The 18563-nt window shown below is 73.5% G+C and carries 16 protein-coding genes; 5 read left to right on the plus strand and 11 right to left on the minus strand.

What is annotated here, in order from left to right; genetic code table 11:
* Positions 1-154: 154 nt before the first annotated feature.
* From FHU40_RS21890 to FHU40_RS21915, 6 genes are all read right to left on the minus strand, one after another.
* The gene (locus FHU40_RS21890; RefSeq protein WP_183594494.1) at positions 155-850 is read right to left on the minus strand and encodes a class I SAM-dependent methyltransferase; all 696 of its coding nucleotides are present in this window, start codon (positions 848-850) and stop codon (positions 155-157) included.
* Complete coding sequence (locus FHU40_RS21895; protein ID WP_183594496.1) at positions 847-1641, minus strand: ABC transporter ATP-binding protein; 795 nt, start codon at positions 1639-1641, stop codon at positions 847-849. Before FHU40_RS21895 ends, FHU40_RS21890 begins: the two co-directional genes overlap by 4 nt.
* Positions 1638-2657 (minus strand): ABC transporter substrate-binding protein, encoded by a 1020-nt coding sequence (locus FHU40_RS21900; protein ID WP_183594498.1) that lies wholly within the window; start codon positions 2655-2657, stop codon positions 1638-1640. Before FHU40_RS21900 ends, FHU40_RS21895 begins: the two co-directional genes overlap by 4 nt.
* A 33-nt stretch (positions 2658-2690) precedes the next feature.
* A complete protein-coding gene (locus FHU40_RS21905; RefSeq protein ID WP_215524257.1) occupies positions 2691-3800 on the minus strand; it encodes a FecCD family ABC transporter permease in 1110 nt (369 codons plus the stop codon).
* A 254-nt stretch (positions 3801-4054) separates the two neighbouring features.
* Positions 4055-6517: a lysylphosphatidylglycerol synthase domain-containing protein gene (locus tag FHU40_RS29725; RefSeq protein WP_183594499.1), complete on the minus strand. Its 2463-nt coding sequence runs from the start codon at positions 6515-6517 to the stop codon at positions 4055-4057.
* Positions 6514-8547 (minus strand): phage holin family protein, encoded by a 2034-nt coding sequence (locus FHU40_RS21915; RefSeq protein ID WP_183594500.1) that lies wholly within the window; start codon positions 8545-8547, stop codon positions 6514-6516. The genes FHU40_RS29725 and FHU40_RS21915 overlap by 4 nt, the downstream gene beginning before the upstream one ends.
* Positions 8548-8637: 90 nt before the next feature.
* Between FHU40_RS21915 and FHU40_RS21920 the strand changes: the two genes are divergently transcribed.
* A complete protein-coding gene (locus FHU40_RS21920; protein ID WP_343057979.1) occupies positions 8638-9423 on the plus strand; it encodes a spermidine synthase in 786 nt (261 codons plus the stop codon).
* Between the two features lie 10 nt (positions 9424-9433).
* Here FHU40_RS21920 and FHU40_RS21925 read toward each other — a convergent pair whose 3' ends face one another.
* The 3 genes from FHU40_RS21925 to FHU40_RS21935 form a co-directional block, all read right to left on the minus strand.
* Positions 9434-10990, minus strand: a complete 1557-nt coding sequence (locus tag FHU40_RS21925) for an AMP-binding protein (RefSeq protein ID WP_183594502.1) — start codon at positions 10988-10990, stop codon at positions 9434-9436.
* 162 nt (positions 10991-11152) lie between these two features.
* Positions 11153-12274 carry an acyl-CoA dehydrogenase family protein gene (locus FHU40_RS21930; protein ID WP_183594504.1) on the minus strand — a complete coding sequence of 374 codons (1122 nt, stop codon included), beginning with the start codon at positions 12272-12274 and terminating at the stop codon, positions 11153-11155.
* Between the two features lie 24 nt (positions 12275-12298).
* Positions 12299-13519 (minus strand): acyl-CoA dehydrogenase family protein, encoded by a 1221-nt coding sequence (locus tag FHU40_RS21935; protein ID WP_183594506.1) that lies wholly within the window; start codon positions 13517-13519, stop codon positions 12299-12301.
* A 130-nt stretch (positions 13520-13649) separates the two neighbouring features.
* Here FHU40_RS21935 and FHU40_RS21940 point away from each other — a divergent pair, with 130 nt between their 5' ends.
* The 4 genes from FHU40_RS21940 to FHU40_RS21955 all read left to right on the plus strand — a co-directional run bounded on the left by FHU40_RS21940 (position 13650) and on the right by FHU40_RS21955 (position 17094).
* Positions 13650-14825, plus strand: a complete 1176-nt coding sequence (locus tag FHU40_RS21940; RefSeq protein WP_183594508.1) for a 3-ketosteroid-9-alpha-monooxygenase, oxygenase component — start codon at positions 13650-13652, stop codon at positions 14823-14825.
* Between the two features lie 4 nt (positions 14826-14829).
* Positions 14830-15123, plus strand: a complete 294-nt coding sequence (locus tag FHU40_RS21945) for a hypothetical protein (protein WP_183594510.1) — start codon at positions 14830-14832, stop codon at positions 15121-15123.
* A gap of 27 nt (positions 15124-15150) precedes the next feature.
* Positions 15151-16248, plus strand: a complete 1098-nt coding sequence (locus FHU40_RS21950) for a 2Fe-2S iron-sulfur cluster-binding protein (RefSeq protein WP_183594511.1) — start codon at positions 15151-15153, stop codon at positions 16246-16248.
* 174 nt (positions 16249-16422) lie between these two features.
* Positions 16423-17094 (plus strand): hypothetical protein, encoded by a 672-nt coding sequence (locus tag FHU40_RS21955; RefSeq protein WP_183594513.1) that lies wholly within the window; start codon positions 16423-16425, stop codon positions 17092-17094.
* A gap of 35 nt (positions 17095-17129) precedes the next feature.
* On the opposite strand, the gene FHU40_RS21960 is transcribed toward FHU40_RS21955, so the two are convergent.
* Together FHU40_RS21960 and FHU40_RS21965 are read right to left on the minus strand one after the other, a co-directional pair.
* A complete protein-coding gene (locus FHU40_RS21960; protein ID WP_246391252.1) occupies positions 17130-17798 on the minus strand; it encodes an MBL fold metallo-hydrolase in 669 nt (222 codons plus the stop codon).
* A gap of 2 nt (positions 17799-17800) precedes the next feature.
* Entirely contained in the window at positions 17801-18520 is a 720-nt protein-coding gene (locus FHU40_RS21965) for a maleylpyruvate isomerase N-terminal domain-containing protein (RefSeq protein ID WP_183594516.1), read from the minus strand.
* Positions 18521-18563 lie beyond the last annotated feature (43 nt).

Genomic DNA, 18563 nt, shown 5'->3' on the forward strand with positions numbered 1-18563 from the left:
AGCCTCCTGAACAATCCGCGCGGCTACGCGACGGCCGGTGGAGCGTTGGCTGCGTTCGCCTCGGTCGAAGTGACCCGCCACGCCTTCCCGCGGCCGCCTTGCCACCGCACGCACCGGCCGCCGCTCGCGCTCGCCCGTCTTGTTCAGCAGACTCCTAGGGGCGCCGGCCGGTGACGACGTACTGGAGCTGCACGTCGTGGCCCGGTGCGACGCCGTGGGCGCGGTCGAGCTCCAGCACCTCCTGCAGCGGGGAGACGGTGACGTCAAGGAGGCCGCCGCGGCGCATCGCCTCGGCCGTCTCCTCGATGCTCGTGGCGTCGGCCAGCGGCAGCGCGGCGTCCGGCCGGTCGCCGTACAGGCTGCCCAGGCCGTCGGTGAACCAGGTGCTGTCGACCATCGCCACCACGCCGCCGGGGCGGAGCAGGCGGACCCAGTTCGCGACCGCCGCGTCCGGGTCGCGCAGCGTCCACATCACGTAGCGGCCGACCACGGCGTCGAAGCTGCCGGCCGGGAAGTCCGGTGCGACGGCGTCGCCGGCGAGGATCCGCGGTGGGTTGTCGAGCCCGGCCGCGTGGGTGCGCGCCAGGTCGAGCATGCCGCCGGCCAGGTCGATGCCGGTGACCCGGTGTCCGAGCCCGGCGAGCAGGCACGCGACGTGGCCGCTGCCGGTGCCGACGTCGAGGACCTCCGCCGGCGCCGCCGGGAGGGCCGAGGCCCAGACCCGGCCCCAGGCCTCGCGGTCGAGGTCGCGCCGCTCGGGGCGCTGCTGGTAGGCGTCGTACGACGGCGCCCGGTCGGTCCAGTAGTCGTTGATGGTGTCCTGGAGTCGCTGATCGGTGGGCTGGCTCATGCGGTGGCGTCCTCCTCGACGCGGGTGAACGGGTGGAAGAGCAGGTGGAGCTGGTCGTCGGCCTCGACGCGCTCGATGCCGATGCCGTAGACGGGCTCGAGCATCTCGGGCACGAGCACGTCGTTCGCCGGGCCGGCGGCGGCGATCCCGCCCCGGCCGAGCAGCACGAGGTCGTCGCAGTAGCGGGCGGCGAGGTTGAGGTCGTGCAGCACGACGACGACCGTGCGGTGCAGGTCGTGGGCGAGGCCGGCGACCAGGCCCAGCACCTCGTGCTGGTAGCGGATGTCGAGATGGTTGGTCGGCTCGTCGAGCAGGAGGTGGGTGGCCTGCTGGGTGAGCGCCCGCGCGATCAGCACCCGCTGGCGCTCCCCGCCGGAGAGCCCGCTGAAGGGCCGCGCGGCGAGGTGGGAGGCACCGACCCGGGCCAGCGCCTGCGTGGCGGCGGCGTGGTCGTCCGGCCCGCTGCGCTGGAACGCCGAGAGGTGCGGGCCCCGGCCGAGCAGCACGGTCTCGGCGACGGTCATGGAGCTCTCGCCGCCGGCCTCCTGGACCACCACGGCGAGCCGCCGCGCGGCCTCGCGCGGCGGCAGTGCGTGCAGCTCGTCACCGTCGACGCTCACCGAGCCGGTCGGGCTGCGCAGCGCGCCGTACAGGATGCGGAGCAGCGTGGTCTTGCCGCTGCCGTTGGGCCCGATCAACCCCAGCACCCGGCCGTGCGGCGCGGCCAGCGACACCGCGCGCAGCACCTCGGACCGGCCGTAGGACCACGACAGCCGCTCGGCGCCGATCACGTGCCCGACCCGAACCGCTCCACGATCCGCTCGAGCCCCTCGACCGAGAGCGGGGTGGGCGGCTCGGTGAAGTTGAAGAGCTGGGCCATCACGTCGCCGTTGCGGACCGCGGTCAGCTGCCCGGCGCCGGGCAGACCCGCGATCGAGTCCTCCACCTTGGCCGGGTCACCCTCGCTGTGCAGCAGGATCAGCACGTCGGGGTCGCGGCCGAGCAGCTCCTCGAGCGTGACCTCGAAGACGCGCTGGTCGACGTCGCCGAAGGCGTTCTCGAAGCCCGCGGCCTCGAGCTGCGGGTGCGCCATGCTCTTCGTGCCGTAGGCGTAGGTCGTGCCGCCGCCGACGGTCGGGTAGAGCACCGCCGCCGTCCGCCCGTCGGCGGCGCCGACCTCGGCCTCGACCTCGGCGAGGTCCTCCTCCAGGTCGGCGATGGCCGCGCGCGCCTCGGTCTCGCGGCCGAACACCTTCCCGTAGACCTCGAGCTGGGCGTAGACGTCGTCGAAGCCAGGCTCGTCGACGCCCTGCTCGCAGAGCGCCGGCTCCTCGATCAGGGGAATGCCGACCGCGTCGAGCGTCGCCCGGGAGAGGTTGTCGACCTCGCCCAGCACCAGGTCGGGCTCCTCGCTGATCACGATCTCCTTGGAGATCTGCAGGTGGCCGCTGCTGTCCAGCTCGTCGGTCAGCAGGGGGATCCGGTCGAGCTCGGCGAGGGTCTCCTCGTCGTAGTACGCCGAGGGGTACTGGCCCGCCCGGGCGGTCACGCGGTCGAGCACGCCGAGCTCGTGGAGGAACGGCACCGACGAGCTCTTCAGGAGCACGACGCGCTCGGGCGCCTTGTCGAAGGTCACCTCGGCGCCGCAGTTCTCGATCGTCACCGGGTAGGAGCCGGTGGCTGCGAAGGTGGGCTCCCGGTCGTCGTCCTCGGAGCCGCAGGCGGTCAGCCCGCCGGCGAGCACCAGGCTCGCGGCGACCAGGCGACGGGTCGGGCGAGAGGGACGGGACGGCGACGTGGTGGGCACGGGGCTCCTTCGGGTGGTGGACGGGGCTGGTCGCTACGCGTTGGCGGCGTGGAGACGGCGGATGAGCACGAGCAGGAAGGGGGCGCCGACGAGGGAGGTGATGATCCCGATCGGGATCTCCTGCGGGGCGAAGAGCGTGCGCGCGAGGACGTCGGCCCAGATCAGCAGGATCGCTCCCATCAGGGCCGCGACGGCGACGGCGCGCACGTGCGTCCCGCCGACGGCCCGGCGGGCGAGGTGCGGGACCACGAGGCCGACGAAGCCGATGCTGCCCGAGGCCGACACGACCACGCCCACGCACAGCGCCACGACGACCAGCAGCTGGAGCCGGAGGCGATCGGGCCGGACGCCGAGGGTGTGGGCGGTCTCGTCGCCGATCGCCAGGGCGTCGAGGCGGCGCCCCCAGAGCGTCAGCAGGGCGACGGAGAGGAGCACGACGACGGTCACGATGGCGAACGGGACGTTCCACTGGGCCAGCGCCAGCGAGCCGAGCAGCCAGAACATCACCGAGCGTGCTCCCTCGGCGGAGCCGGAGGCGAAGATCAGGAAGCTGGTCAGGGCGTACAGGGCGTAGCCCACGGCCACGCCGGCGAGCAGCAGCCGGATCGAGGTGACCCGGCCGGCGCTCCGCGCCACGAGGAACACCAGGATCGAGGCGGCGAGGGCGCCGAGGAACGCGGTCGCCTGGAGGGCGTACTCCGCGAAGCCGGCGCCGAAGCCGAAGAGGATCGCGGCCGCCGCGCCGCTGGAGGCGCCCGAGTTGACCCCGAGCAGGTAGGGGTCGGCGAGCACGTTGCGCACCATCGCCTGCAGCGCGACGCCGCAGATCGCCAGGCCGGCGCCGACCAGCGCGCCGAGCAGCACCCGGGGGAGCCGGACCTGCCAGACGATCGCGTCGGCCGGCGCGCTCCAGGTCTGCTCGGCCGGCCAGCCGACGAGATGGTGGGTGATCACCTGGGCGACGGTGCCCGCCGGCACGGAGTAGGCGCCGACGCCCACCCCGGCCACGATCGTCGCCAGCAGCCCGAGGCTCAGCCCGACCAGCCAGGCCGTCGTACGCCGCCGCATCGCCCGCAGCCCCAGGACGTCGGCCGCGGCCTCCCGCGCCCGCGTCTCCGGCGCGACGGCGGTGTCGACACCCACCACGACCTCCTCCGCTTCGACGTTATTGCGAGTAATGCGCAACAACCCGACCTTAGCGAGAGGTGTCAGGGGCCGGCCGACCGGGGGTCGCCCCCGAGGGGTGGCTGAGGTGCGAGGGCTGCGTGGGGGTGGTGGTTTCGAGGCTCCTCGCTGGCGCTCGTCGCACCTCAACCACCGCGGGGGATGCCGGTGGTTGAGGTGTGAAGGCGCGCTAGCGCCTGAGCCTCGAAACCACCTCCTGGGACCCGCCGGGGCTAGTCGATGTAGTCCTCGCGGCGCAGCCAGCGCAGCGCCCAGCCGCCGTAGACGGGCGGCAGGTACGACGTGGCGAGCCGCTGGGTGACGGCGATCGCGAACGCCGGGCCGCTGTCGACGCCGACCGCGACCAGGCCGGCGGCGATCGCGGCCTCGCCGACGCCGACGTTGCCGGGCACCGGGACGATGCTGGCGAAGAGCGCGGCCGCGGCGGTGACGAAGAGGACGGTGCCGTAGGGCAGGGACGGCTGCAGCCCCTCGACCATGCAGGACATCGCGACCGCGGTGATCATCAGCGAGGCCAGGTTGGTGCCGAAGAGGCCGAGCGCCCGGGCCGGGCTGTCGGTGACGACCCGGAGCGACGTCCAGGCGCTGCGCACGGCGGTCACCAGGTGCCGGCGCAGCTTCGGGATGACCGACACCGCGATCGCCGAGAGCACGACCGCCACGACGATGAAGACGATGATCCGGTCGAGGTTGTCGGGGCCGGCGAGGTCGACGTCGGGGATGTGCTTGGCCAGCAGCAGGGCGACCAGCACGACCACGACGTTCACGACGGCCCCGGCGAAGGAGTCGAGCGCGCTGGCGGTCACGGCGGTCGCCGGGCCCTCGCCGAAGCGGCGGAGGAACGAGGTGTAGAGCGCGACCCGGCCGAGGGTGGCGGAGATCGCGAGGCCGACGGTCTTCACGGCGTACTGCAGCTGCACGAGCGGCACCAGCGGCAGTCGGGTGCGCACGGTCGTCATCGCGGTCGCGGCGTCGGCGAAGGCCGTGCCCTGCGCGACGACGAACCCGATGGCGACCCAGCTCCAGGTCGCGTTGCGCCAGGTGTCCCAGACGGTGGCCCAGTCGAGCTCGGCGAGCGTGGAGAGCAGGGCGTACGCCGCGAACAGGATCAGCCCGGTCTGCAGCAGGTCACGCCACCGGATCCGGACGATCTCGGCCGGCTCCGGTGGCTCGGTGCCGGTGCGCTCGGCGATCGCCGAGCCGATGGCCGGGAGCGTCGCCTTCAGGCGCTGGCCGCCGAGCGAGCGCGGCATCGCGGCGCGCTGCAGGTAGGGCTGCGCGGCCGCGACCGCCTCGCCGCCGATCCCCGCGACGGCGGCGTCGACCGCACGGGTCGCGCCCACGGCGAGCGCCTGGCTGGTGAGCAGCACGGCGACGTCCCGGGCCCGCTCGGCGTCGTCGGCGGCGACGACGCCGGAGGCGAAGTCGGACAGCACCGGCCGGCCGTCGGTCATCGCGACGTGGCCGAGCGTGAGCTCGCCGTGTGTGAGGCCCGCGTCGTGCAGGCGGGCGACCGCGGCCCAGACCGCGCGCAGCGTCTCGTCGGCGACCTCGACCTCGAGACCGTCGCCGGAGCCCTCGCCGGAGCCGTCGGCGTCCGGACCGCGGGTGCTCGCGAGCGACGGTGCGGGCCGGCCGAGCACGAGCAGGGCGTCGCCGGACGTCTCGGCCGCGGCGACCAGCTCGTCGACGTCGACGCCGGCCCGGTCGGCCAGCACGGTCAGCAGCGCCTCGTGCTCGACCATCTGGAGCCGGGTCGCGCCCGGCGCCGCCTGGTCGCGGTAGAGCAGCGTGCGCCACCAGCGAGCCGCGAGCCGGGCGTCGGTGGCGTCGCGCCCGTAGACCTTGATCAGCAGCGGCCGGCCGTCGGTGGCCTCGGCGTACAGGATGCGCGCTCCCCAGGGCTGGCGCTCGGCGAAGCGCAGCCCGGTCACCTCGATGCCGAGGTGCGCGAGGCTCGAGGAGACCTGTCGCAGGTCGGGGTGTCCGGCGGGGGAGCCGACCAGCACCAGCGTGAGACCGGCGGCCGCGATCCCGATCGCCAGCGCCCCCAGCACGTCGGTGGGCCCGGCGATCCCGATCGCCCACGCGGCCAGGCACTGCACGGCCACGACGCCGACGTGGAAGCGGCGCAGCGGGATCACCACGAACGGGCGCAGCACCAGCAGCACCGACGTCACCATCGCCACCCGCAGCGTCGGGAAGCCGTGCGGCGAGCCGCTGCGGACCGGTCCGGGGTCGAACTCGGGCAGGCCGGCGCCGGCGAGGTACGACGCGACCACCGCGCCGCCGATCGCGGCGGCGGCGGCGAGCAGCATCGCGAACGGGAGCAGGCCGCGCCGGGGGACGGTGAGCACGACGATCACCACGACGACCAGCGCGTACACCGAGCCGAGCGCGTAGGCGGCGTCGAACAGCGCGGTCGCCCAGCGCGGCAGGTCCTCGGCGACGCCCCGCACGGCGCTGTCGAGCACCCCGCGATGCGCGGCCGCCCGGGCGGAGCCGAGGGCGATCAGCAGGCCGACGACGGCGAGCGCGACGTCGATGGGCCGGCGCGACCGCGAGCCGGTGCCCGCGACGAAGAAGCCGGCGGAGATCCGGTGGCGGGCCGGTGGCGGGGTCGGTGGCGGGGTCGGTGGCGTGGCCGGTGCCGCGCCGGCCGGGGCCGCGGTCACGAGGCCGACTCCTCACGCAGCGCCGTCCGGTGGCCGACCTGCTCGAGCCAGCCGCGCAGCACCCGGTGCAGCGCATCGGCGCCGACGACCATCTCGTCGGGCATCGCGAAGTCGACCGGGTGCACCATCATGCCGCGGTCCTGCCAGCCGCCGAGCCCGCCGTGGCAGGCCACCAGCCCCTCGAACGCCGCCACCTCGTCGAGGTCGTCGATCAGGCTGTTGACGTAGATGTCCGGGGCCTCGGCCATCGTCGCGGCCCGGAGCACGAACTCCGGAGCATGCGACCCGTACGCCGCGAGCGGGTCGTCGCCCACGACCACGCCGTCGCGTACGCGGTGCTCGCCGGACGCCCCGATCGCGACCGGCCCGTGCTCGACGGTGTCGACGACCACGAACCCGACGCCGGGATGGGCGACCAGCCCGGGCACCAGCGACGGGTACCGCTCGGCGAGCTCGTCGGCGGTGAGCCGGTGGTCCTCCCCGGAGACGTACACGAGCCCGAGGTTCCCGGAGCCGAACACGAGGAACTCCTGCTCCTTCTCGGGCTGGCGGGTCTCGAACGTGTCGGCCGTGATCCGGTCGGAGGCGCGGGCGGAGGCCCGCTGCAGGGTCCGGGCGAGCACGGTGTCGTCGCCGGCGCCACCGGCCATCATCGAGTTCAGCGACCCGGCCGCCTCGGCGTTCTCCAGTGAGGCGACCGCGGCCGAGTCGGTGAGGCGGGTGACCAGGCCGGCCAGGTCCTCGCCGTACCGGTCGGCGAAGATCGCGCCCTGCGACTGGCCGTGATCGGAGAGCACCACGATGTGGTATTTGCGCGGCGCGACGGCCGCGATCGCCTCGATCTGGGCGAGCACGGCGTCGATGCCGGCGAGCGCGTCGAGCGACTCGGGCTGCAGGATGCCGGCGTGGTGGGCGACCGCGTCGTAGTCGACGTAGTCCACGTAGATGCTGCGGCGCCCGCGGAGCATCGACTCGGCGACCAGGGTCGTGTTGAGGTCGCGGATCACGCCGGTCAGCGCCGCCCGCTCCATCGCGAAGGACCAGCCGCGGTGCACCCGGGGCCGGATGTCGCGGCGCTTCGCGCGGGCGGCCTGGAACCGCTCGCGCGCGATCTCGCTGATCGCCCGCGACATGCTGCGCGCGAAGCCGGCGGGCCGGCTCAGGTACTCCGAGACGATCCGGCGCGACTCGCGGGTCTGCTGACCGCGCCCGATCGCGCTCATGGTGGCGTACGCCGTGGTCGCGTCGCCGGTGAAGAGGTTGCTCACCGAGACGCCGTCGTCGGCCAGCAGGCCGCGCCCGTCGGAGTGCACGGCCTCGATGGCGGCGGCGTCGGCCGGCCGGTTGGCGACGTACACCTTGCCGCTGGGCCGGTCGACCCAGCGGAAGGCCGGGATGCCGTCGATCGTGCCGTGCAGGATGCCCATCTGGCTGGCGGGCGTGGTCGCGGGCAGCTTCGGGCGCCACTCGACGGCCCGGTGCGAGCCGCTGCGGAGCCAGCGGGAGAGCGTCGGCAGCGTGCCGGCTCGCACGCACCACTCGAGCACCGGGTAGGGGACGCCGTCGGCCTGGACGAAGACCACGCCGGGCAGGTCGGGGTCCTCGATCGGGTGCCGTCGGCGCCGGGCGCGGCGCAGCAGGGAGGCCGTCACCGCGTCGTCGGTGCCGGCGGTCGCGACCCAGCCGAAGAGGGTGGAGACCGCGGCGACGATCCACGAGGCCACGAGCGCCCAGCCGAGGTCGGCGGCGTCGCCACCGCGCGGGGCGTAGACGACGAGCCAGATCACCAGCGCCTGTCCGAAGAGCCCGACGAGCACCGCGCCGACCCACCCCAGCAGCACCGCGCCCCGCACCAGCAGGAAGCGCAGCACCATGCCGCAGATCGCGATCAGCAGCGCGGTCCAGAGCGCGCCCTCCCAGGAGCCGATGTCGAAGCCGGGCACCAGCCACGACGCGATCCACAGGCCGAGCGCGGCGCCGACCAGCGCGACCACGGCCCGGCCCAGGTCACCCCAGCGCAGCACGGTCATGACGCGACGCTAGCGGAGCATCGCACCCCTGTGGGGTCCCCCGATTCGTGTGGTCGTGGGCGTGCCTGGGTCTCATGGCAGGCTGCAGCCGTGCAGCACGACGTGGAGATCCTGCCGGCCGACCGGCCCGGCTGCTTCGTGCTCCGGATGTCGGGCATGGACCAGTCGTACGTCGACCTCACCGACCCGACCCGGCTGGTCTTCGAGTACGTGCGCCGGCTCGGCGACGTCGTCGACGTGGTCGCCCCGCCCCGATCGCCGCTGCGCGTGGCGCACGTCGGTGGTGCCGGGCTCACGCTGCCGAGGTACGTCGCCACGACCCGCCCGCACTCGTCCCAGGTGGTGCTCGAGCCCGCGGCCGCGGTGACCGAGCTGGTGCGTCGGGAGCTGCCGCTACCGCGCCGGAGCGGCATCAAGGTGCGTCCGGTCGACGGGCGGGCCGGGGTCGCGACGCTGCGCGACGGCGGCGCCGACATGGTGGTCGTCGACGCGTTCGCCGACGCCCGGGTGCCCGCGTCGCTGGTCACCGACGCGTTCTTCGCCGACCTGGCGCGGGTGGTCGGACCGACCGGCGTGGTGGCGCTCAACCTCACCGACCGCGCGCCCTTCGGCTGGACCCGCCGAGCCGTCGCCGCGCTCCGCGGCGCCCTCCCGCACGTGCTGCTCACCGCCGAGCCGGCCACCCTGCGGGCCAAGCGGCTCGGCAACCTGGTCGTGGTGGCCTCCCGCGGGGAGGTCCCGCTCGACGCGCTCCGGCAGCGGGCGACCACCGCCGCCGCGCCGTACCGGGTGCTCGACGCCGCCGCGGTGTCGGACTCCTTCGGGGGCGGCACGCCGTTCACCGACGACGACACCGAGCCGTCGCCGGCGCCGTGACGGGCCCGCCTCACGAGTACGCCGTGCCGCGGGCCTCCCGCGTCCACAGCGCCCCGTCACCGGCGGCCGCGCCGTCGGCCGCCAGGGCGCGCTTGAGCACCTTGTTGGTGGCAGTCCGGTGCAGGGTGGGCGCGATCCGCACGTAGCGCGGCCAGGCCCGAGGGGAGAGGTCGGGCTGAGCGGCCAGGAACTCCTCGAAGGACGCCGGCGTCAGCGGGCCGGTCAGCACGAGCGCCGCCATCACCTGGTCGCCGACCGACTCGTCGGGTACGGCGTACACGGCCGCCTCGGAGACCGCCGGGTGCCGCAGCAGGATGCGCTCGACGGGCGCGGTGGCGAGGTTCTCGCCGTCGACGCGGAGCCAGTCGGCCGTGCGACCGGCGAAGTAGACGAAGCCGTCGGCGTCGCGGTAGGCGAGATCGCCGGACCAGTACATGCCCCCGCGCATCCGCTCGGCCTCGGCGTCCGCGTCGCGGTAGTAGCCCGCGAACGCCCCCGACCCGAGCGTGTTCACCAGCTCTCCGGTCGCCGCCTCGGCGTTGAGCAGCGCCCCCGACGCGTCGAAGGCGGCATCCGGTGTCTCGGCGTGCGTCACCGGGTCGAGCACCCGCACGCCCGGCACCGGCCGGCCTAGTGAGCCCGGCGGCATGCCGGCCACCCGCTGCACGATCACGGCGTTCTCGGTGGAGGAGTAGGAGTCGACGACCACGCAGCCGAAGCGCCGCCCGAAGCCCTCGATGTCCCGCTCGTTGGCCTCGTTGCCGAAGACCAGCCGGAGCGGATTGTCCGCGTCGTCGGCGCGCTCCGGGGTCGCCATCACGTAGGCGAGCGGCTTGCCGACGTAGTTGGCGTACGTCGCGGCGTACCGCCGCACGTCGGGCAGGAAGCCGGACGCCGAGAACCTCCGGGCCAGTGCGACCGTCGCCCCGGAGGCCAGCGCCGGGCCCCAGCCGGCCATGATCGCGTTGGAGTGGAACATCGGCATCGACACGTAGGCGACGTCCGCGGGCGACAGCCCGAACCGCTCGGAGAGGAGCTGCCCGGGGTGCGCCACCTTTGCCTGGGTGACGTTGACCGCCTTCGGGTCGCCGGAGGTGCCCGAGGTGAAGATCAGCATCATCAGGTCGTCGGGGCCGACCGCGACGTCGGGCACCGGCGCGCCGGTGTGCTCGGCGAGCAGGGCCGCCCAGTCGGGCGCGTCCACGGGCAGCACCGGCACCTCGGCGTCGACCAGCAGCTCGGCGTGCGCGGCGTCGGTGACCACGACCTGCACGTCGGCCCGGCGGACGTCGGCGGCGAGCGCCGCGCCGCGCCGGGTGGGGTTGAGCCCGACCACCACGGCGCCGCCGAGGCCCGCGCCGCCGAGCAGGAACGCGAACTCCGGCACGTTCTCGAGCAGCACCCCGACGTGCGGGGGCCGACCCGGAGGGAGCAGGACGTCGAGGGCGGCCGCCCGCACGCAGGACTCGCGGACCACCTCGGCCCAGGTCCACGACTCGTCCTCGAACAGCAGCCCCGGGGAGTCGTCACCCGCCCGCGCGAGCAACTGCTCGCGCACCGTGGGCATCGCGGATGGGGTGGTTTCGAGGCTCGGCGCTGGCGCGCCTCGCACCTCAACCACCGTGCCCGCTCGGGCCTAGCGGCCCTCGCACCTCAACCACCGGCTCGCCACGGTGGTTGAGGTGCGAAGGCGCGCCAGCGCCTGAGCCTCGAAACCACCCCCCGTCGCTCACACCGGCTCGGCGGCCAGCGTGCGCCCGATGGCCAGGGCCTGCTCGGTGGCGCCGCCGTGCAGGAACTCGAAGCGCTTCGCGCCCGTGAAGTAGCGGTGCGTCTCGCCGTCGAGGTCGATGCCGACGCCGCCGTGCACGTGCACCGCGGTGTGCGCGAGCCGATGGCCGGCGTCGGCGGCCCAGAGCTTGGCGATGGCGACCTCGGTGTCGGCCGGCAGGCCCTCGTCGAGCCGCCACGCGGCCTGCCACAGCGTGAGCCGCTGGCCGAGCACGTCGATGTAGCCGTCGGCCAGCCGCTGGGAGACCGCCTGGAAGGTGCCGATCGGCCGCCCGAACTGCTCCCGGGTCTTCGCGTACGCCGCGGTCAGCCGCAGCGCGCCCTCGGTGATGCCGAGCTGCTCCGCGGCGGCACCGAGCACCATCAGCCGGCGCAGCCGGTGCGCCACGGAGCCGTCGGCGGCGCCGAGCAGCCGGTCCGCACCGACCACGACGCCGTCGAGGTCGAGACGAGCCACCGCGTCGCGGTCGGAGGACGTCTGGGCCACCACCGTCACGCCGGCGTCGCCCGGCTCGACGAGGAACACCCCGACGCCCGCCGGCGTCTCGGCCGGCACCAGCACGAGGTCGGCGTACGGCCCGGCGGGCACGACCGCCTTGCTGCCGGTCAGCCGGAAGCCGCCGTCCGCGGTGTCCTGGGGCGTCGCGACCGTGGTCGGTCGCTCGGGCGCCCAGGACCGCTCCTCGGCGAGCGCCGCCGTGACGACGATCGCGCCGGAGGCGGCGCGGGACAGCCAGGCGGCCCGCTGCGCGTCGGAGCCGTGCTCGGCGATCAGCCGCGAGGCGGGGCCGTGCGCGGCCAGCGGCACCGGCGCGACCGTGCGGCCCACCTCGACCAGGACCCGGCACAGCTCGACGAGGCCGAGCCCGGCGCCGTCGTCCTCGTCGGGCAGCGCGAGCCCGAGCAGCCCGGCCTCCCCGAGCGCGGCCCAGAGCTCGCGGTCGAAGCGGTCGCCGCCGGCCTCGACGGCCTTGAGCCGCTCGTTCGTGGCGCGGTCGGACAGGATGTTCGCGGCGAGCTCCGCGGCGTCGTCCTGCTCCGGGGTGAACTGGAAGTCCATGTCAGTCTCTCCTCGTCGAATCCGCTACGAACGCTTCGCCGCGGGCAGGCCCAGGCCGACGTAGCCGATGATGTCGCGCTGGATCTCGTTGGTGCCGCCGCCGAAGGTCATCACCAGCGCGGAGCGGTAGAACCGCTCGAGCCGCCCCTGCAGCACGGCGCCCTCGGAGTCGCCGGTGACGCCGGCGTCGGGGCCGACGATCTCCATCAGCGTGCGGTAGACCTCGGTCGCGAGCTCCGAGCCGTAGATCTTGGTCGCCGACGCCTCGGCGGGGGACAGGTCGACGCCGGCGTCCGCGTCGGCGGCGAGCTTCCAGTTGATCAGCCGCAGCGCCTCCGCGCGGGCGTGCGCCCGGCCGAGCGCGATCTGCACCCACTCGACGTCGATGACGCGCCTCTTCCCGGTCCCTGAGGAGCCGAGGGACGAGGCGTCTCGAAGGGTGGTGTCCTGCGCCCAGGTGCGCACCATCTCGATCGAGTGGGTCAGCGGCGCCGCCGAGGTCAGCGCCACCCGCTCATGGTTGAGCTGGTTGGTCATCAGCGACCAGCCGCCGTTGAGGTCGCCGACCAGGTTGCTCGCCGGCACCCGCACGTCCTCGTAGTACGTCGCACTCGTGCTCACGCCCGCGACGGTGTGGACCGGGGTGTAGGAGAAGCCGGGGGAGTCGGCCGGCACCAGGATCATCGACAGGCCCTTGTGGCGGGGCAGGTCGGGATCGGTGCGGCAGGCGAGCCAGATCCAGTCGGCGTACTGGATCAGCGAGGTCCACATCTTCTGGCCGTTGATCACCCACTCGTCGCCCTCGCGGACCGCCCGCGTCTTCAGCGACGCCAGATCGGTGCCGGAGCCGGGCTCGGAGTAGCCGATCGAGAAGTGCAGGTCGCCGGCGAGGATCTTCGGGAGGAAGTGCTCCTTCTGCTCGTCGGTGCCGTAGCGCATGATCGTCGGGCCGACGGTGTTGAGGGTCAGGTAGGGGATCGGCACGCCGGCGACGGCGGCCGCGTCGGTGAAGATCAGCTGGTCGACCATCGAGCGGGCCTGGCCGCCGTACTCCTGCGGCCAGCCGATCCCGAGCCACCCGTCGGACCCGAGCCGGCGGATCACGTCCTTGTAGACGCCCGCGTCGCCGAACTCGCCGGTGGCGGACGCGAGCCCCGCGCGCACCTCCGGGGTGACGAGGCCCGCGAAGTACTCCCGCAGCTCCTCGCGGAGCCGCTCCTGCTCGGATGTGAGGGCGATGTGCATGCTGCTCCAACTCTCCTCGAGGTGCCCTGCGGGCGCGGGTGCGACGGCAGGATCTGGGGGGGCCCCTGGAAACGACGACTCGAAAACTATAACCTGTTCTCGTTTTGGTCCACAGGTCTGGAGGCACGCCATGAGCGACACCCGTTACCTCGATCGCGGTACGCCGCCCGAGCGCTTCGCGCGAGGCTGGCACTGCCTGGGTCTGGCCACGGCGTTCGGCGACGGCCGGCCGCACGCCGTCGAGGCGTTCGGCGGCAAGCTCGTCGTCTGGCAGGACAGCAAGGGCGAGATCAACGTGCTCGACGGCTACTGCCGGCACATGGGCGGCGACCTCACCCAGGGCACGGTGAAGGGCGACGAGATCGCCTGCCCGTTCCACGACTGGCGCTGGGGCGGCGACGGGAAGTGCAAGGCGATCCCCTACGCGCGGCGGGTGCCGCTGCGGGCCCGCACCCAGAAGTACCCGGTCGTCGTCCGCAACGGCCAGGTGCTGATCTGGCACGACGTCGAGGGCTCCGCGCCCGACCTCGACATCCTGCCGCCGGTGCTGCCCGGCATCGGCACCGACGAGTACACCGACTGGACCTGGGAGGTCCTCGACGTCCCGACCGCGCACTGCCGCGAGATCATCGACAACGTCGTGGACATGGCGCACTTCTTCTACATCCACTTCGCGTTCCCCACGAACTTCCGCAACGTCTTCGAGGGGCACATGGCGACCCAGTTCATGGAGTCGACCGGCCGCCCCGACGTGGACGGCGCCGGGTACGGCGACGAGGGGCTGATGCTGAAGTCCGAGGCGTCCTACTTCGGGCCGTCGTACATGGTCAACTGGATCCACGTCGACTACAAGGGATTCGAGACCGAGGTCGTGCTGATCAACTGCCACGTGCCCACCTCGGACAACTCCTTCAAGCTGCAGTACGGCGTCTGCGTCAAGAAGCCCGAGGGCGTGGACGACGCGACCGCGGAGTACATCGGCAAGCGCTACTCCGAGACCTTCAAGGAGGGCTTCGAGCAGGACGTCGCCATCTGGTTGAACAAGGCCCCGGTCCAGAACCCCCTCCTGTGCGAGGAGGACGGCCCCGTCTACCAGCTGCGCCGCTGGTACGAGCAGTTCTACGTCGACCGGGCCGACGTGACGGCCGAGATGACCGACCGGTTCGAGTTCGAGGTCGACACCACCAAGGCGAACGAGTTCTGGCAGGAGGAGGTCGCGGAGAACCTCCGCAAGAAGGCCGAGGAGGAGAGCCGGCCCGCCGACGAGGCGGCCGCGGCGTCCTCCAGCGCGATGACGAACGGCTGAGGCCATGGCGTCCTTCGTCCCCACCAGCGCCGACACGCTGGAGGACCAGCGGCTCTACACCCGGGCCCGGCTGACCGAGGTCGCCTGCCTCGACTGCCTGGCCACGGTCGGCGTGAAGAAGAACAGCGAGCACCACACGTCGATCCAGTGGACCGCCGAGGCCCGCGCGCACTGCCCCGAGCTGTCTCGCAGGGCGAACGGCCGCGACTCGCACTACGCGTGCCCCCGGATGATCGCCAGCATCGAGGCGGCGGTGCGCGAGGATCGGATCCCCATCGGGGCCGAGGACGGCTACTGAGGACGGCTACTGACCAGATGAGGACACATGTCTGACGAGTCCTTCGAGGTGAAGGTCGTGAGCGTGGTCGAGGAGACCGCGGACGCCCACTCCATCTCGTTCGCGGTCCCGGCCGGCGCCGAGGAGCGGTTCGCCTACAAGCCGGGCCAGTTCCTCACCCTCGCCGTACCTTCGGAGCAGACGGGGGTCGCGGCGCGCTGCTACTCGCTGTCCAGCAGCCCGATCGGCGGCGGCCCGCTTACGATCACGGTGAAGCGGACCGCCGGCGGCTACGCCTCCAACTGGGTCTGCGACCACCTGCACGAGGGCGACAGCATCCGGGTGCTGCCGCCGAGCGGCATCTTCACGCCGGCGTCGCTGTCGGCCGACCTGCTGCTCTTCGCCGCGGGCAGCGGCATCACCCCGGTCGTCTCGATCACCCGCACGGCCCTGCAGCAGGGGACCGGCCGGATCGTGCTCTTCTACGCCAACCGCGACGAGCGGTCGGTGATCTTCGCCGACGAGCTCAGCCGGCTCGCCGCGGAGCACCCGGACCGGCTGCAGGTCGTGCACTGGCTGGAGACCCTGCAGGGCCTGCCCGTCCAGGAGCAGCTGAAGGCGTTCGCGCGCGACTACGCGACGTACGACGCGTTCGTCTGCGGCCCGGCGCCGTTCATGAAGATGGTGGTGGCCGCGCTCAAGGAGCTGGAGTTCCCGCGCGAGCGACGGCACCAGGAGAAGTTCATCTCGCTCGGCGGCAATCCGTTCGGGGACCTGCACGACCGCGAGGTCGCCGAGCACGAGATCGAGGACGCCGAGCGCGACGAGGACGACGCGGCGGCCGACGCCGGCGAGCCCGGCCCGGAGGGGCCGGTGCGGCTGGAGGTCGAGCTCGACGGCGAGCAGTACGCCTTCGACGACTGGGCGCCCGGCACCAAGATGCTCGACCACCTCGAGGCGAAGGGCGTCAAGGCGCCGTACTCCTGCCGCGAGGGGGAGTGCTCGGCGTGCGCGGTGCGGCTGCTCGAGGGCGAGGTCACGATGCTGCACAACGACGTGCTCGACGACGAGGACATCGCCGACGGGATCCGGTTGGGCTGTCAGTCGGTGCCGGTCACCGACGTGGTCAAGGTGACCTACCACTGAGGACCGGCCCCGGCCGGTGCGCTCGTAGCACCGATCCCGGGGGCCGGCATCCTCAAGATTGGTGCAAGAAATTCTGGTCTAGTCCTCACCGCTGTTCGGTCGGTCCAGGTATCAGGCTGGCCTCTTCAGGGAAGTTCCTGCTTCAGACGAACTCACTGACATGAGGACCCAGCCATGTATCTCGGACTGTGCTTGTTCGGCGTGGTCGCCGCCGTATGGGCGATCGCCTACGTCACGACGCGACCGGACGCCGCCAGCCGCGGCGCGCGTGACCGCGACCGGCGCGCTGCCCAGCTGCGCACCTGCCCCGACCGCGCCACCATCCTCGACGTCGAGGAGATTCTCCGTGCCCATCCGCTGCCGGACCCGACGGTCGCGCGGGTGCTCGGCACCGCCGCGGAGCGGCGGATCGGCTCGCGGACCCTGTGGTGCTGGGCGGACCGCTTCGGTGCCGACCGGCTGGTGCTCGCGATCGACGCCGACGTCGCCGAACGGCGGCTGCGGCGCCATCTCGACGCCGGGACCGCGCCTGACTGGAACGCCCTGGAGGTCTTCGCGCGGCTCAACCGGGAGGCGCTGCCCGGCGGCCTGCCGCTCCAGGAGATCGTCGACCTCGACGCGGTCCCGCCCGTGGACGAGCTGAGGTTCGACGTCGCCGGCTGGGAGACCCAGCCCCCGGACGCCGCCGTACCCGTGGCGACCGACGCCGACCTGAGCCAGTTCGACAACCTGCCCCCGATCTTCGAGCCCGGCCTGCCGGTCGCCCGGTCGATGCCGCCGCCCGACGGACGGCGATCCACCCCGCCCCGGGCCGGCGGCGACGACCCCTGGCCGATGGTGGCCTGACCCGCGACCCGGCGCTGAGTGACGCGCCGAATCGGCTACCAGCCGCGCTTGCGCCACTCCGGCAGCGCGGGGCGCTCGGCGCCGAGCGTCGAGTCGTCGCCGTGGCCGGGGTAGAACCAGGTCTCGTCGGGGAGCCGGCCGAAGATCTTGGACTCGACGTCGTCGAGGAGGGTCGCGAAGGCCGCGTCGTCGCCGAAGGTGTTGCCCACCCCGCCCGGGAAGAGCGAGTCGCCCGTGAAGAGGTGCGGGTGACCCGCGGGGTCGTCGTAGAGCAGCGCGATGGAGCCCGGCGTGTGCCCGGTGATGCGGATGACCTCGAGCGTGCACGACCCGACCGCGACGGTGTCGCCGTCCTCCACGGGCCAGGTCACCGGGACGCCCGTCTGCGCGGTGATCTCGTCGGCGTCCGGGGCGCCGGCGACGACGGCCGCGCCGGTCGCGGACACGACGTCCGCGAGCGCCCGGTGATGATCCCAGTGCTGGTGGGTGGTGACGACGGCCGCCAGCCCGTCGGCACCGATCAGCGGCAGCAGCGTCTCGGCCGAGTCGGCCGCGTCGATCAGCACCTGCTCGCCGGTGTCGCGGCAGGTCAGCAGGTAGCAGTTGTTCGACATCCGCTCGTCCACCGCCACCTTGGTGATGGTCAGGTGCTCGAGCTCGCGGACGTCGGGGCCGCCCCCGACCCGCACGGTTCCGGTGTACATGCTCACCATGCTCCGATCCGCGGCAGCGCGCCGCCCTCGCTCGTGACTCCGTCGCCCGACCCGCGTCCGAGCAGCCACCACGCGAGGTCCACCGCGCGACCGGTCACCACCCTCCCGCTCGCGCCCCAGGCCCACTCCCGGTCCAGGTCGGTCGCCCGGGCCACCAGCGGCTCGGCCGGACCGCCGCGGGTCAGCGTCGTCTCCAGCACGTGCGCGGCGAACTCGGGCGTCCACGCGGCCCGGTCGTAGCCCGCGCCGAGGTCGGCGTGGTGGATCTCGACCTCGCGCAGCCGCATCCAGGGCACGTCCCCGGGGGTGAACACCCGGCCGCCGGGCACCCGCTCGATCGTGGTGTCCGAGGCGTCCGCCGGTACGGCGGCGATCGCGTCGTGCAGGTCGGTGCACGCCCCGAGCAGCCGCGAGCGCAGCACCGACGGCCCCGTGGCCGCCAGGTTCTCGATGTCGCCGTCCCGGGCCTCGGTGGAGACGTACATCGACACCGGCCTGCCCTCGACGACGCCGGTGAGCGCGGTGGCCAGGCCCTCCGCGTTGAGGGCGAGGTGGGCGAGCACGTGGGCGCGGGTCCAGCCCGGGAGTCCACTGGGCTCGGCGTACGCCGGGTCGGGGAGCGCGTCGGCGGTGCGCACCATCCGGCGCGTCGCCTCGGGCAGGAGTCGGTCGACGACCGTCTCCGTCGTGAGATCGGGCATGCGGGTGCTCATGGGCCCATCCTGCCGGACGGCGCGCGCTGCCGGCCGGAGCGCT

Source organism: Nocardioides soli, from assembly GCF_014191495.1.
In the GTDB taxonomy this organism is placed as follows: Bacteria; Actinomycetota; Actinomycetes; order Propionibacteriales; family Nocardioidaceae; genus Nocardioides; species Nocardioides soli.

Excerpts from the sequence above, each read along its gene's own strand:
- FHU40_RS21890 (WP_183594494.1), bottom strand. The coding sequence starts at position 850 with ATGAGCCAGCCCACCGATCAGCGACTCCAGGACACCATCAACGACTAC.
- FHU40_RS21915 (WP_183594500.1), bottom strand. The coding sequence starts at position 8,547 with ATGACCGTGCTGCGCTGGGGTGACCTGGGCCGGGCCGTGGTCGCGCTG.
- FHU40_RS21925 (WP_183594502.1), bottom strand. The coding sequence starts at position 10,990 with ATGCCCACGGTGCGCGAGCAGTTGCTCGCGCGGGCGGGTGACGACTCC.
- FHU40_RS21930 (WP_183594504.1), bottom strand. The coding sequence starts at position 12,274 with ATGGACTTCCAGTTCACCCCGGAGCAGGACGACGCCGCGGAGCTCGCC.
- FHU40_RS21935 (WP_183594506.1), bottom strand. The coding sequence starts at position 13,519 with ATGCACATCGCCCTCACATCCGAGCAGGAGCGGCTCCGCGAGGAGCTG.
- FHU40_RS21940 (WP_183594508.1), top strand. The coding sequence starts at position 13,650 with ATGAGCGACACCCGTTACCTCGATCGCGGTACGCCGCCCGAGCGCTTC.
- FHU40_RS21945 (WP_183594510.1), top strand. The coding sequence starts at position 14,830 with ATGGCGTCCTTCGTCCCCACCAGCGCCGACACGCTGGAGGACCAGCGG.
- FHU40_RS21950 (WP_183594511.1), top strand. The coding sequence starts at position 15,151 with ATGTCTGACGAGTCCTTCGAGGTGAAGGTCGTGAGCGTGGTCGAGGAG.
- FHU40_RS21955 (WP_183594513.1), top strand. The coding sequence starts at position 16,423 with ATGTATCTCGGACTGTGCTTGTTCGGCGTGGTCGCCGCCGTATGGGCG.
- FHU40_RS21960 (WP_246391252.1), bottom strand. The coding sequence starts at position 17,798 with ATGTACACCGGAACCGTGCGGGTCGGGGGCGGCCCCGACGTCCGCGAG.
- FHU40_RS21965 (WP_183594516.1), bottom strand. The coding sequence starts at position 18,520 with ATGAGCACCCGCATGCCCGATCTCACGACGGAGACGGTCGTCGACCGA.